Origin of the sequence: Chitinophaga filiformis, assembly GCF_023100805.1 — a bacterium.
GTDB lineage: Bacteria > Bacteroidota > Bacteroidia > Chitinophagales > Chitinophagaceae > Chitinophaga > Chitinophaga filiformis_B.
The window spans coordinates 5,859,338-5,874,197 of record NZ_CP095855.1 but is presented as its reverse complement, the minus strand read 5'-3'; the positions used below and the strand labels follow the sequence as shown (position 1 = coordinate 5,874,197).

12 protein-coding genes are annotated in these 14,860 nt (G+C 48.3%); 7 read left to right on the top strand and 5 right to left on the bottom strand.

All coding sequences use genetic code 11. The features are described 5' to 3' along the window. Window positions 1–288: 288 nt before the first annotated feature. Complete coding sequence (locus MYF79_RS22805) at window positions 289–798, bottom strand: peroxiredoxin (RefSeq protein WP_247810129.1); 510 nt, start codon at window positions 796–798, stop codon at window positions 289–291. 103 nt (window positions 799–901) lie between these two features. On the opposite strand from MYF79_RS22805, the gene pyrR reads away from it, so the two are divergent. Further along, entirely contained in the window at window positions 902–1,423 is a 522-nt protein-coding gene (gene pyrR / locus MYF79_RS22800; protein ID WP_247810128.1) for a bifunctional pyr operon transcriptional regulator/uracil phosphoribosyltransferase PyrR, read from the top strand. 85 nt (window positions 1,424–1,508) lie between these two features. Continuing rightward, a complete protein-coding gene (locus MYF79_RS22795) occupies window positions 1,509–2,450 on the top strand; it encodes an aspartate carbamoyltransferase catalytic subunit (RefSeq protein ID WP_247810127.1) in 942 nt (313 codons plus the stop codon). 142 nt (window positions 2,451–2,592) lie between these two features. Here MYF79_RS22795 and MYF79_RS22790 read toward each other — a convergent pair whose 3' ends face one another. The 3 genes from MYF79_RS22790 to MYF79_RS22780 all read right to left on the bottom strand — a co-directional run bounded on the left by MYF79_RS22790 (window position 2,593) and on the right by MYF79_RS22780 (window position 7,747). Beyond that, window positions 2,593–6,036: a SusC/RagA family TonB-linked outer membrane protein gene (locus tag MYF79_RS22790; protein ID WP_247810126.1), complete on the bottom strand. Its 3,444-nt coding sequence runs from the start codon at window positions 6,034–6,036 to the stop codon at window positions 2,593–2,595. A gap of 14 nt (window positions 6,037–6,050) precedes the next feature. Further along, window positions 6,051–7,061 carry a FecR family protein gene (locus tag MYF79_RS22785; RefSeq protein ID WP_247810125.1) on the bottom strand — a complete coding sequence of 337 codons (1,011 nt, stop codon included), beginning with the start codon at window positions 7,059–7,061 and terminating at the stop codon, window positions 6,051–6,053. Window positions 7,062–7,207: 146 nt separating this feature from the next. After that, window positions 7,208–7,747 (bottom strand): RNA polymerase sigma-70 factor, encoded by a 540-nt coding sequence (locus MYF79_RS22780; RefSeq protein WP_199655480.1) that lies wholly within the window; start codon window positions 7,745–7,747, stop codon window positions 7,208–7,210. 384 nt (window positions 7,748–8,131) lie between these two features. On the opposite strand from MYF79_RS22780, the gene MYF79_RS22775 reads away from it, so the two are divergent. From MYF79_RS22775 to MYF79_RS22755, 5 genes are all read left to right on the top strand, one after another. Further along, the gene (locus tag MYF79_RS22775; protein ID WP_199655479.1) at window positions 8,132–8,446 is read left to right on the top strand and encodes a carboxypeptidase regulatory-like domain-containing protein; all 315 of its coding nucleotides are present in this window, start codon (window positions 8,132–8,134) and stop codon (window positions 8,444–8,446) included. A 297-nt stretch (window positions 8,447–8,743) separates the two neighbouring features. Then, the gene (locus MYF79_RS22770; protein WP_247810124.1) at window positions 8,744–9,073 is read left to right on the top strand and encodes a DMT family protein; all 330 of its coding nucleotides are present in this window, start codon (window positions 8,744–8,746) and stop codon (window positions 9,071–9,073) included. Between the two features lie 80 nt (window positions 9,074–9,153). Further along, window positions 9,154–11,631, top strand: coding sequence for a PIG-L family deacetylase (locus MYF79_RS22765; protein WP_247810123.1), 2,478 nt, complete (start codon window positions 9,154–9,156; stop codon window positions 11,629–11,631). Between the two features lie 9 nt (window positions 11,632–11,640). After that, window positions 11,641–11,802: a hypothetical protein gene (locus MYF79_RS22760; protein ID WP_199655476.1), complete on the top strand. Its 162-nt coding sequence runs from the start codon at window positions 11,641–11,643 to the stop codon at window positions 11,800–11,802. Between the two features lie 134 nt (window positions 11,803–11,936). Further along, window positions 11,937–13,664, top strand: coding sequence for a sodium:solute symporter (locus MYF79_RS22755; protein WP_247810122.1), 1,728 nt, complete (start codon window positions 11,937–11,939; stop codon window positions 13,662–13,664). Between the two features lie 332 nt (window positions 13,665–13,996). On the opposite strand, the gene MYF79_RS22750 is transcribed toward MYF79_RS22755, so the two are convergent. Next, window positions 13,997–14,833, bottom strand: a complete 837-nt coding sequence (locus tag MYF79_RS22750; RefSeq protein WP_247810121.1) for a DUF2911 domain-containing protein — start codon at window positions 14,831–14,833, stop codon at window positions 13,997–13,999. Window positions 14,834–14,860 lie beyond the last annotated feature (27 nt).

The following is a 14,860-nucleotide window of genomic DNA, read 5'->3' as shown; positions in this document are numbered from 1 at the left end:
ACGTTGAAATAGAAAACGGGGAGATCGGAATGATCTCCCCGTTTTTTTATGTCGTGTCGCCTGTGGGAAATACCCTTTGAGCATAATGCCGTTATGATCCCAATAATACAACGGTGAACGTAACACGGTGTGTACGGGTATTACCAAACCGGGGTATTACACCATCGAGCATAACGCCATTACAATCCGAATAATGTAACTGGGCGTCTCGCGCATTCATCAACCGGGCTTGTCACCAGGGCTACAAACACAGAACTCCTGACGGTGTTAGTATCAACTGTGTTTCGCTTAATTCATTTTCTCCAATGCTGCCAGTGCCTCTTTTACATGCCTCGGACCATCGCTGAGGTTATTGAACACATAGGTGATAACACCCTGCTTATCTACAATGTAGGTTACCCTGCCTGGTATGAATAAGGTTTTCGGCACACCGAATAATTTACGCACTTTATTGCCCGTGTCAGCCAGCAATGTAAACGGCAGCTTGTGATGGTTGGCAAAGCTTTTGTGCGATGCAACATCATCCCCGCTGATGCCGATCACCTTTGCCCCGCGGCTGGTGAAATCTTCGTAGGCATCCCTGAAAGAGCAGGCCTCCTTGGTACAGCCCCCGGTTTCATCCTTGGGATAGAAATAAATAACAAGCGGTTGCTTACCCAGCACGCTGTTAATATCGAAAATATGACCATCCTGGTCCTGCAACTGAAAAGAAGGCACTTTATCACCCGCTTTAAGCTGGGCGTCGGCATTACCAAATAAGAACATAAAAAAGAGTGTGAGTATGGATAGATTTTTCATCTGTTTACGTTGTGATAAATGTACGCCGGAAATAGAAAATAGGCGGGAAACTTTTCTTACCCGCTATTAATCACTATTTTTGACGCTTTAAAATCCACACAATTTGAAGACCATATTGAATGGTACGCAAGTGGCCATAACTGTAGACAGGCTTTGTCACCAGTTGATTGAAAATCACCTGGATTTTTCAAAGAGCGTGCTGATAGGCTTACAGCCGAGAGGGATCTACCTGTCCGACCGTATCTATCACACCCTGCAAAAATTACTGCCGGGCGTACATATCAACTACGGGAAACTGGACATCACCTTTTACAGGGATGACTTCAATACCCAGTTGCATGTACCCAACGAAACTACCATAGATTTTTCCCTGGAAAATAAGAAAGTGATCCTGGTGGATGATGTATTGTATACAGGCCGTACCACCCGTTCGGCGCTGGATGCTATGCTGGACTACGGCCGTCCTTCCGTGGTGGAATTACTGGTACTGATCGATCGCCGTTTTACCCGTCAGCTGCCCATCCAGGCAGACTATACCGGTCGTACCGTCGATGCGATCATCTCTGAAAAAGTGAAGGTGCGCTGGGCAGAACGTGACGGAAAAGACGAGGTCATCCTCGAATAAGCAATACTGGTGGATGCGCAGGATTGCCCGCATCCGGATTTTGATTTTGGGATTTGTAGTCAGGTCATTTATATTTGCATCTTAAATGTCATTATCAGTAAATCATCTTCTCGGAATTCGCGGTCTGCAGCGCCAGGACATAGAGCTTATTTTTCAAACAGCTGATGAGTTCAAAGCGGTTCTGCAAAGGCCGATCAAGAAAGTTCCTTCTCTCAGGGATACTACCATCGTTAATTTATTCTTCGAAAATTCAACGCGTACACGCATTTCATTTGAGCTGGCCGAAAAGAGGCTGGGTGCAGATGTGGTGAATTTCTCCGCATCGGGTTCCTCTGTCTCCAAAGGAGAAACGCTCATTGATACGGTCAACAATATCCTGTCCATGAAAGTGGATATGGTGGTAATGAGACACTCTGCCAGCGGAGCGCCTCACTTCCTCTCAAAACATATTGATGTACCGATCGTGAATGCAGGAGATGGTATCAACGAACACCCCACGCAAGCATTGCTGGATGCTTTTTCCATCAGGGAAAGATTGGGGAATGTAACAGGAAAGAAGATCGCTATCTGTGGTGACATTATGCATTCCAGGGTGGCCCTTTCCAATATCTACTGCCTGCGGCAGCTGGGAGCGGAAGTAACAGTAGTAGGTCCTCCTACACTGATCCCTAAACATATGGAAGCGGCGTTGGGAGTGAATGTGAGTTATGATATCCGTGAAGCGCTCCAATGGTGCGATGTGGCAAACGTATTGCGCATACAGCTGGAAAGACAGAATACGCCTTTGTTCTCCTCCCTCAGGGAATATTCCCTGGCCTACGGTGTGAACAGGCAGCTGCTGGACAGCCTGCAGAAAGAGATCGTGATCATGCACCCAGGTCCTATCAACCGTGGAGTGGAGCTCAGCTCTGATGTTGCAGATTCCGGGCACTCCATCATCCTCAACCAGGTAGAGAATGGGGTGGCAGTCCGTATGGCGGTTCTATACCTGCTGTCAGGAAAGAAAGCCGGTAAATTAGGAGAGTAATTAACACAACTAAAAAATAAGCTGGTGAAGGGTTTCGTCTACCTTTCACCTTTTTTTATGCCCCTGGGGCTTGAGCCCCGCGTTGCAATAGACCCGTAGACAGAAGTCGATGTACTCTGCCGGGAGCCTGGCGGAATATTCCCTAGAAATTCGCATTCAATCCCAGCGTAAAGGAACGGAAGAAGGGATACTGATACCCAATACTCGTAGCCTGTTCCGGATCATAATACCGGATCTTCATCTTATTGACCTCCCAGAGATCCTGCCCGGAGAAATAGATACGGAGACTGCTGATGAGCGGATGGCGTTTGTCAAAATGGAAGGTATAACCGATCTGAAGATTCTTCAAACGGATATAAGATGCATTCATCACCCAGAAAGACGATGGCAGCAGGTTTTGGTTATAACCGGCATACAGGCGGGGAAAGTCAGCCTGCAGATTAGATGGCGACCAGTGGTCACTATGTATCAGCCAGGGCTGCTGCCAGCTATCCACGAATGGCATACTGTACTTTGCCGGCACCAGTACTTTTTTGGCGCCTATTCCCTGGAAGAAGATGGAGAAGTCGAAACCCTTACAGGAGAAACCTGCATCAAAACCATAAGAATATCTGGGCTGGGTACTGCCCAGGTATACCAGGTCACCATGGTCATCGCCGGTATGGCTGCCTCCGCTGATAACGCCGTCGTTGTTGACATCCTGGTAGCGGATATCGCCCGGCGCTGTATTAGCAGCCTGGTAAGCATGACCTGCTACTTCCGCTTCATTCTGGAAATAGCCCGTGGCCCTGTAGCCTGCTATGGCATTATAAGGACGTCCTACCAGGCCGCGGTTGTTCCCGTTCAGCCAGGCAGTAGTACCATTGGACTTTAATATTTTATTCTGATCGTCAAAGAGGTTTGCATTTACCCAATAACTGAATGGCCCGCGGTTGTCGCGCCAGCCCAGGTTCAGCTCCCATCCCCAGGAGCGCAGTTCCGCGGTGTAGAAGGTGGGCGATAACCAGTTGACCTGCGGATAGGTCTGCGTGGCGATCTGCATACGGGTATTGTGTTTCACAAAATAGTCCGCATTGATATTCAGCCTGCCTTTAAAGAAGGTGAGGTCCAGTCCTGCGTTGGTAGTGGATACCGTCTCCCAGTTATTGTTCCCGGGGATGTAGCGGTCATTCTCATCGTAAGACATGAGCGGATATGCTGCCGGATGCAGTATCTGATCGCGGTAATTAAAATCATTGAGCCCGCTGCGCCAGTTGTAATTGCCCAGCATGCCCCAGGAGGCACGTAGCTTAAATTCATCGAAGAAGGGAAATGCAGCGGCAAACCATTTCTCGTTGTTCAGTCGCCAGCCTCCGGAGAAAGAAGGGAAGACATGCTGCCTGTTTATTTCCGGCTGCTGTGTACTGTTGTAAGTCAGCGCTGCTGCTATCAGGTTCGCTTCCAGCAGGTAGCGGTCATTGAAGTTATAGTTGATACGCGCAAACAGCGATGACAGGCCTCCTGCGCCTTTAAAATGTATGGTGTTGGCTTTTAGCGGATCATTGAAGGATAACTGCGACAGTTCATTATTCGTTACACCGGCCGCGGTCATGATCCGCTGATGCTGATAATGGCTTTCGTAGGCATAGCCGCCCAATATATGCACGGTGTTGTTCTTTCCCGCAGGAAGGTCATAGTCGGCCAGCAGCTGCAGGCTATGCTGCACCTCCATCAGGTAACCCGCCTTTAGCGAATTAGGATCATTGACACTATTGATATAACCGCTGCCGTCGTAGAAGTTGACAGTACGCTTGCCCAGGCCGTCGTGACTGGTAGTCAGCTGGGGACTGTACACTGCTTTTAAGGTAAGCCCCTTATACAGGTTCTCCGCTTTCAGTGTAAATACGGCATCTGCATAGGAGGTACGTTCATCCCTTTTGCCGGCATCCTTCAGTAAGGCAATGCTGTTAAAGCCTGCTGTAAATTCCCTGGTGCCAGGTACATACACTGGTACATTGCCCGGAGCCTGGTATAAGAAGTTGAGCAATCCATAGTTGCCGTCCACACGCCAGCCGGGAGAAAGGGTGTTGCTACTGGCATACTGCAGACTTGTTTCCAGGCTCAATACATCGCTGAAGCGATTGTTGGCATTGAACTGCACGTTGGTCCTGGATGTTTTGTCGGGTCCTGTGTTGAACAATCCCTGGCGGGAGAACTGACCGAGGGAGAGGAGGTACTGATGCGCTTCGCTTCCACCTTTGGCCGTGATGGTATAAGTGGAGGTAGTGCTGTTGTTGCGGGTAACCTTGTCAAGCGGGTCAAAATCGTCATAATAATTATAATTCCCGCTGCCATCCAGTTTGGGCAGGAAATTAATATTGGGATCCCGCATCAGCGAAATATCCTGCGCTGTCCATACCGGTGGCAGACCAGCATTTTGTGCTGCCTCGTTCTGCAATGCAGCCGCCTGCCAGGAGCGCATCCGCTTAGGCAGTGCAATAGGCTTTTCTATGCCGAACAGGCTGTTATATTCAACGGAGATCTTGCCGGGCTTACCTCTTTTGGTAGTGACCAGCACAACACCACCGGCTGCCAGCGGACCATAGATCGATGCAGCGGCAGCGTCTTTGAGCACAGAGATGGATTCAATATCATTAGGATTGAGCAGGGTAATGGAACCGGGCGCCCCGTCTACCAGTACAAGCGGCTCGCTATAGTTGCCGGAAGATAATCCCCTGATCTGGAGATTGAAGCCTTCTTTACCCGGCTGGCCGTTGTTGCGTGTCACCAGCAGCCCGGGCGCTGTACCCTGCAATGCTGCCATGACGTTGGTCACAGGACGGCTTTTCAGTCGCCGGCCCTCTACTTTCGTGATAGAGCCGGTGATATTGGCTTTGTTATGGATACCGTAACCGATGATAACGAGGTCGCTCAATGTCTTGGTATCGTTTTGAAGGACGATTTCGAGGGTTTTCCTGTCTCTCAGGGCAATTTCACGTGTCTCATAGCCGATAAGTGAGCATTGGAGCACTGCTTGTCCGTTGGCCACAGCAATGCGGAAGCGGCCACTTTCATTGGTACTGGCGCCGTTATGCGTATCTTTTTCGCGTATGGAAACACCTGCCAGCGGTCTTTCGCCGTCGGTGATCAGGCCTGTTACGACAAACTTTTCCAGCTCTTTGTCTGCCGGCCGTTTGATGATACCCGGTCTTGCCGGGGCCTCATCTTCGGGATAGACGATGATCTGTTTATTGCGGATCTCGAAGGCATACCTGCTGCCTGCAAAGATCTGGCGGAGCACGGATGTAAGTGGCTGACGTTGTACCTGTATGGATACAGTGCGGGCATTATCGAGAAGGGTGGAAGAGATCGCGAATGTGAGGCCTGTTTGTTTTTCAATGAGGCGGATCACCTGCCGGAGGCTGGCCCGGTATACCTTCAATGTTACTTTAATGGTATCGCCATCCTGGAAAGCGGCATAGGGAATAGGACTATTGGTAGCTCGGGAAGCATGGGCAAATGACAGGCCTATACATACACAAAATAGTAGTATGCACCAGCGCTTATAATAAGCCGCCTTACGGAGTGCCTGTATCGTCAAATGCATTTTCCTCCGTACGACTAATAAATTTCTACCAGGCTATCTTTTTGTATGGCCTTTACCTGCAACGTTTTGGACAGGATGTCCAGTACTTCAGGGAGTGTTTCTTTATGGAAAGTAGCGAGCAGTTTCTTATCTGCCAGTCCTTCTCCTTTCAGAACAATATTTACTTTATAGTAATCCTCCAGTACCGCGGCAACCTCTGAGAGAGGAGCGTCAACAAAGGTCAGCTGACCTGTTTTCCAGGCAATGGGGTTATCGTTCCGGTGATGACGGGTACTGATGGTTGTACCGGCCAGCAGCATTTCTGCTTCTTCACCAGGAGTGAGTACGACTGATTTCTTACCGTTTTTATAAACCGCCTTCACTTTTCCTGTCTGAACAAAGACTTTCACGCCCTGTTTGGTCTCTTTCACGTCGAAAGAGGTCCCCAACACTTCCACATCCACATTTTTCAGGTGAACGGAGAAGGGTTTTTCCGGCATATGTTTTACATCTACGAATACCTCACCCTGTTGTACAAACACTTCCCTGCTGTTTCCCTGGAAACGGCGGGGGTATTTTACGCTGGTATGAGCATTCAGGTAGAGGCGTGTGCCGTCTGGCAGCAGGAGGCTGTCTGTGTTCTGAGCGGTTTGCTGAGCGATATATAAAGGCTGACGGTACATGGTCAGCGCTACGACAACCAGGACGGCAGCGGCAGCGGCCCACCAGTAACGGGTGATGAGTGGTTTTATCCGGCCTTTTTCCTCAGCGGGTGCTGCCGGGGCAGCCTGTGACTGGGGAATAAGGACAGTTGGAGGGATGGCAGCTGCGGTAAGCTGGGCATCGAGCAGTTGCCATTGGCCGGAGATATCATAAGATGCAGCAGCCGGTAATACATCTCCCTGCCACAACGCTTTAGTTTCCAGGAAGATATCCAGATTGGCAGCATCCAGCTGCAACCATTCATCCAGTGAACGTTTGTGCTCCTCATTCCCTGGTTCCTCCAGGTAGCGGATAACGACATCGATATCAGGTTGCTGTTTCATCTCTTAGTATTAATACAATCAAAAATACCATTACCATTAGTCTCTTTTAAAAAAACCTTCGTGAGTGGGAGCGCTGTCTTTATTATCAGTGCTATATAATAATATATATAGCAGGTAAACAGATAATATAAGGTCTTTGTTCCCCTTTACTGCTGATTCAGCAGCCCCAGCCGGATCTTTTTCAACGCGGTGGTAAGGTGGGTATAAACTGTGTTGATGGAAATATTCAGTTGTTGGGATATTTCTGTGGGGGACAATCCCTTGAACCGGCTCATCTCAAATACCCGGCGGCATTGTTCCGGCAATTTCTCAAGGATGGATAAGTATTGAGCTTCCAATTCTTTATGCTCCAATAACAGGTGTTCGACAGTAGATTCCGTAGCGGTAAGCTGTTGTTCCTTACTATATTGCTGCTGTCTCTGTGCTTTCTTTATCCGGTTTAAACAGGTATTGACGGTCGCTCTTGCCAGGTAATGCTGGATAGGAGCACGTTCGTCCAGGTTGTCTGCCGTGCGCCATAGGTTCAGGAATACGTCCTGCACAATATCCTGTGCCTCGTCCTGGTCACGCAGGTATCGCAGGGCGATACTGAACATAGAGGAGGAAAACTGATTAAAGATGATCTCAAAAACCTGTTTATCCCTGTTCCGGACCCCATTAACTATATCTGTATTGTTGAGCGGCATCCTGTAACTAATCTTTTCTATTCTTTTTATGTAATTGCTATTTGCAACGGACTAAAGTCGGCTATCAAAAACAGAACGTAGCAAAATTAGTTTATTCTCGCAATTAATCAGCCAATTGCCTGACCCATAGGCTGCTGAACCGGATATTTAGTATTTATAAAAAGTTAAATCAGCCATAGTAAAGGGTTTTCAGTGAATTTCCCTAAATGCTAAAAAAAAGACAACTTTTTTTTCAAAAGGACTAATGGTGAGGTTCAAATTGGTTGTATTGTATATGTAGACAGTGAACAAAGCGGCACTTTGCAGGCGCCTGCTAAACAAGTGCGGTTTTAATAAAGTTTTTTATAACCATTCAATATTGTAAAAAACCTAAAACCAAATTGTATGAAAACGACAACGTTTGGGCTGTCGGCCCTTGTTGCGCTGGTAGTTGGAGCTTTTGCTTTTACCACCTTCGATGGAGGAACTATCAGCGGCAAGATAACGCCGGCAGATGGGGCATCAGAAGTATGGGCTATTTCAGGAATGGATACCCTGAAAGCACCCATTACCGACGGGGCATTTTCCGTACAGCCCGCCAAAGCGGGGTCCTATACCGTGATTATCGACGCTAAAGATCCTTATAAAGACGCCACCCTCAAAGACGTAAAAGTCGAAGACGGCAAAGTAACAGACCTGGGGGAAATAAAGCTGGACTAACATTACCGCTTTAGCGTTTAAACTTACAACTCCTAAGCATGATAGGAAAGTTGAGACCTGTAACAACCGGCCGGCTCTTTTGGGCCGGTTTATTTTTTTTCTGAGTTTCCGGAAACAGGGAAGGGCTTCCGGCCGTAGGGAACCTCCGCCTGCTGCCCTGTAAGAATATCCTGTTCCGCCCCTTATATTATTAACCAGATAGACGATAGTGATGATAATTCCAACAATGCTTGCCTGTTAATGGGGTTATTTTTGATCTATCGTCTATCTTTATGCCTTCTTTTAGTTTCGAACATCATGCGTACAATCATTCTTTTATTGATTTCCAACACCTTCATGACATTTGCCTGGTATGGCCATTTAAAATATGAAAATGTTCCCATGTGGAAGGTGATCCTGATCAGCTGGGGCATTGCCTTTTTTGAATACTGCTTTATGGTGCCCGCTAACCGCTATGGCGCCCAGGAAGGTTTTTCCGGCTTCCAGCTCAAAACCATCCAGGAAGTGGTCACACTCACCGTTTTCAGCCTCTTTGCCATCTTTATATTAAAAGAACCACTCCGCTGGAACTATCTCGTCTCCTTTTTATTCATCCTCGGTGCCGTCTATTTTATGTTTAAGAAATGAGGACACTCACCTTTTATCACATTTTCTTTAACAGCTATATTTAATCACTATTTTTGGCCACTGTTTAATAATCAAGAGCAATGGTCAAAGGATTGTTTTTAACGCTTATATCAGGATTGTTCGCCGCTACCACATGGGCTCAGCGCTCACCGCTGGTAAATGCGGCAGATATCAGGTTACAGTTAAGGAAACTGGATACGCTTGGTAGCGTTTTATATATCGCCGCTCATCCTGACGATGAGAATACCCGTTTACTGGGATACCTGGCAAAAGAGAAATTATACCGTACCGGGTACCTGTCCCTCACCAGGGGGGACGGCGGACAAAACCTGGTAGGGGATGAGCAGGGGGAATTACTGGGCCTGATCCGCACCCAGGAACTATTGGCCGCCCGCCGTATAGATGGGGCGGAACAGTTCTTTACCCGTGCCCTGGACTTCGGCTTCTCAAAAAATCCTACCGAAACATTCACCATCTGGGACAAGGAAAAGATCCTGGGAGATGTGGTTTGGATGATCCGCAAGTTCCAGCCAGACGTTATCGTATGCCGTTTCCCGCCCGATAGCCGTGCAGGCCACGGGCATCATACCGCCTCCGCTATGCTGGCAGAAGAAGCCTTTGAAGCGGCTGCCGACCCGAAACGCTTCCCGGAGCAGCTTAAAGTGCTGAAGCCCTGGAAAACGCACCGCATCATGTGGAATACCTTTAACTGGACGGGCCAGGTAGATAATTCTGCCGGCAATCTCTTTGAAATGAACGTGGGTACCTACAATTACCTGCTGGGCCGGGGATATGGGGAAATTGCTGCAGAAAGCCGCTCCCAGCATAAAAGCCAGGGATTCGGCGTACCGGCTTCCAGGGGTAGCTCCTTCGAATATTTCAGTCCCGTAAAAGGAGATAAACCTGTACATAGCTTGCTGGACGGCGTTAACGCCACCTGGTCACGTGTACCAGGCGGTAAACCGATCGGTGAAATGATCGACAAGGCCCAGGCAGCCTATAACATAGAAGATCCTGCGGCATCCGTACCAGCCCTGCTGGAGATCCGCAAGGCCATTCAGGCTTTACCTGAAGGATACTGGCGTACGCAGAAACTGAAGGAAACGGAAGACCTGATCATTGCATGCGCTGCTATCTGGACAGAAGCATACAGCAATACACAGGTGGTGGTGCCCGGCCAGCCGATGGAAGGCAGCGTACAGTTGCTGTGTAACAGCAACACCAATGTTACGGTAGATCAGATCAGCTTTGACGGGAAAGACACCGTGTTCAATAAACTGCAGCTGGAGTATAACCGTCTGCGCACTATACCCCAGTCACTGACATTACCGGCCTCGTTGCCCGTATCCCAGCCTTACTGGCTGCAATCACCACACCCGATCGGGATCTATACTATTAAAGATCCTATGCAGGTGGGTTACCCGGAAAACAAGCCAGCCCTGGAAGCCGTTATCAAACTGCGTATCAATGGAGAGCCGCTGACTATCACCAGGCCCGTACAATACAAATTCACTGATCCAGTAAAGGGAGAATTATACGAACCACTGGTAGTAGCGCCACCGGTAGTGGCCATGCTGAATACCAATGTATTCATCTTCACACAAACGCAGGCGCAGCCGGTACAGGTGAAATTGCGTGCAATGGGACAAAAGACAAAAGGCACCGTACGTTTGCAGTTGCCTGCAGGCTTTAGCAGTCAGGAGGCAGAGCAGCCCTATGAACTGTTGTCCAAGGGAGATGAAACCGTGGTGACCTTTCACATCGTTCCGCAGAAAGTAGCCGGCATTAACCGCACTGATACCCTGCGGGTGGAAGTACGCAGCGAGGGTAAATTATATACTCAAAGCCTGCATACCATTGCATACGATCATATTCCTGAGATCAATATCTTCCCTGAGGCATTAGCCAAACTCGTAACTGTAGACCTGAAGTATAACGGCCGTAAGCTGGGATATATCCCGGGTGCGGGCGATATGGTGGCCGCGTCCCTGCGCCAGGTAGGTTACGAAGTGACACAGCTGGACGAGAAGGAGATCATGAATGGCAACCTGCAGCAATACGATGCCATCATTGCCGGTGTAAGGGCATATAACGTTAATCCACGTATTAAATACTGGCAGCCACGTCTCATGGAATATGTGAAGAACGGTGGTACTTACCTGGTACAGTACAATGTCAGCTCTCCGCTGGTAACAACCGATATCGGACCTTATCCTTTTACGCTCACCCGCGATCGTGTAACTGATGAAACAGCCGCTGTGACCCTGTTACAACCCGATAATGAGATCATGCATTATCCTAACAACATCACTGATCATGACTTTGATGGCTGGATACAGGAGAGGGGACTTTACTTCACCCAGATGGCCGATCCGGCATATGAAAAGCTGTTTGCCATGCACGACAAGGGAGAGGAAGCATTGCAGGGTTCCACACTGGTAGCGAAATATGGTAAGGGCAGATATGTGTACACTTCACTGGCATTCTTCAGGGAATTGCCTGCAGGTGTCCCCGGCGCTTACCGCCTGTTCGTGAACCTTATTTCAACTAAGAAATAAACCCAATCCATGAGTAAGAAAAGGGAAAGCGGATCGCGGCTTACTATAATGGCTGTTCTCTGCATAGTAGTAGGGCTGGTAATCGGTTTTGAGATCAAAAGAGTGCATATAGGGCTGCTGATAGGTCTTGGACTGGGATTATTGAGCGGAAACATGTTGAGGAAAAGATAAAGGAAGTAAAAACAATCTGTTATGACAGAAGAAAAACCGCCATTACTGCCGCATTGGTGGATGTGGTACGTATTTGTAATTATCTGGCTGGCACTACTGATAGCAGGCTTTTATTTGTTCACTAAAGTATTTTCATGAGCGTAGCTGATTGGATTGTACTGGTGGTTACACTGGTAGGGATCATCTTATATGGTGTCTGGAAAAGTCGCGGTCAACGCGACATGCAGGGATATTTCCTGGACAACCAGTCGATGCCCTGGTACATCGTATTATTATCTATCATCGGCACGCAGGCAAGTGCAGTGACCTTCCTGTCTGCTCCCGGTCAGGCCTACACTGACGGGATGCGCTTTGTGCAATATTATTTCGGGTTGCCGCTGGCGATGGTGGTGCTCTGTATCACCTTTGTACCCATCTTTCATAAATTGAAAGTATATACGGCCTATGAATACCTGGAGCAACGCTTTGATCTGAAAACCCGCACCCTTACCTCCGGATTATTCCTGTTACAGCGGGCGTTGTCGACAGGTATCAGCATCTATGCACCGTCCATTATCCTCTCTTCCTTAATGGGCTGGAATATCTATCTCACAAACATCATCATGGGCGGACTGCTCATCATCTATACCGTATCGGGCGGTACCAGGGCAGTGAGCTACACGCAGACATTTCAGCTGGTGATCATCTTTGCTGCGATGTTCCTGGCTGGCTGGATGGTGGTGCATCTGTTGCCGGAGAATGTTGGTTTCATCGATGCCTTGCAGGTATCCGGTAAAATGGATAAACTGAACGTTATTGTAACCGATTTCAACTGGAAGGACAGGTACAATATATGGAGTGGTCTGATAGGAGGATTCTTCCTGGCGCTGTCTTACTTTGGAACAGACCAGTCGCAGGTAGGCCGTTACCTGACTGCCCGCTCTGTTACGGAAAGCCGCCTGGGATTGCTGATGAACGGATTGGTGAAGGTGCCTATGCAATTCCTGATCTTACTGATCGGCGCATTGGTATTTGTGTTCTATCTCTATTTCAGGGCGCCGGTATTTTTCAATGAGGCACAGATAAAGAAAGTATACAGATCGGAGCAGGGCACTGCATTCAAAGCTGTAGAGCAGGAATACAATCGCCTGGCCATAGTAAAGCAGGCGCAGGTCAAAGAGATGGCTGCCGCTATAAAAAAAGGCGACGAAGCGGCTATTGCCGGCGGCAAAGCTGCTTTGCAGCAAACGGAGCATGCTGCCGAAGAAGCCCGCACAAAAGCCATAGCCCTGATCAAAAAAGCAGATCCCGCAGCTGATACAAACGATACGAATTATATCTTTCTGCATTTCGTGGTCAACAATTTGCCGAAGGGATTGGTGGGATTGCTTATTGCCATCATCTTCCTGGCAGCCTGGGGGAGTATTGCCGCAGCACTGAACTCGCTGGCCTCCACTACGGTGATCGATATTTACCAGCGCATGTATAAAAAGGAGGAGACCGACAGTCATTACCTGCAGGTATCCCGCAGGTGGACGGTTGCCTGGGGACTATTCTGTATCGTGGTAGCACAATTTGCCAGTCAGCTGGGTAGCCTGATAGAGGCAGTGAACATCCTGGGATCGCTGTTCTATGGCGTTATTCTGGGCATCTTCCTCGTGGCATTCTATTGTAAAAGGATTGGCGGCACTGCCACATTCTGGGCCGCTGTTGTTTCGGAGGCAGGTGTTATTGTGATATGGCTGTGCAACATTGTATCCTTTCTCTGGTTAAATGCCATCGGCTGTTTCCTGGTGATCGGTATTGCCGCGATCTTCCAGTTCATAATTGGAAAAAATGAACGCTCATTGACGGCTGCAAACGAAAGAAGTGACAGTAAATAGTAAGCAGTAAGTACTAAGTAGCTGTAATAAGCAGGGAGATAAAGAATAATAATCGACAGAAGAGTAGGGGCCTCGATAATAGTGGTGGAGGCTGGAAGAATATGTTTCAGTAAGTGATAAGATGTGCCTTAGCCGGTTGGTCTGCGCTTGATGCTGATCGATTGACATCTAACGATGATACGATTGAAAAATATTTAATCGGGATTCACTACCAGGCGGGTACAGCACATCTTATACTTACTGAAACACAGCACGTTTATCGCATATTACAGAGAAGCAATGAACTTCTGGTTGATAATACACTTACTGAAACAGCGCATGTTTATCGCATATTACAAAGACGCAATGATCTTCTGATTGATCGTTACGTAATCATCGTTCTTGGCGGTTTTTGCCAGTTCGATCGCTTTTTCAGCAGTAGCTTTTGCGCCTTTTTTGTCGCCGGCTTTAGCCTGGATACGGGCTTTCAGTGTAGCTACCCAGAAAGCGGTAGGATTTTCCTTCACAGCTTCTTCTACCCATGCCAGCGCCTGTTTCAGGTCGCGGTTTGTTTCATAGTAGTAAGATGCAGCCTGGAAATAAGGCTTTTTATCACCCTTCATAGCAGCATCCAGCTGTGCCATTACTTTACTGTCTACATCAGCCTTCAAGGGAACAGTGATCATGGTTTTTTCCCAGATCAGCAGCATGTTAGCTTCATTAGCACTGATATCGTCAAAAGAGATCATGAAGTTCTCAACAGCGAAAGGTAGTTCCGCTGGCGTTACCTTTACGCGAACCACATCATTTTCAGGTTTGTAGGCAGCAGGGCTGGTTACATCGAGACTTTTAGTCAGGATAACTGTCCACTCTGACTTGCCGGGGATGGTCAGCAGACCATATTTACCAGCTTTCACCGCGGTGCCACCGAAGGTAACATCATCACCGAAAGTGATGGTAGTAGCGTTGTTGGCGCCGGTTCTCCAAACTTTACCATAAGGAACGAGATCGCCCATGATGGTCCTGCCTTTCATAGCGGGGCGGGAATAGTTTACCTCAACGAATGACAATGCAAAATCCTGGTGGATAGTCTGTCCGGGGCTGGGTGCTGGCATTTTTACCTGCGCAAAAGATAAGTGAGCGCTGAGTAGGAGAGAGCCGGCAGCCAGGTAACGAAATAAAGGTTTCATAATTGACTGGTGGTTTAATGAGCTGCA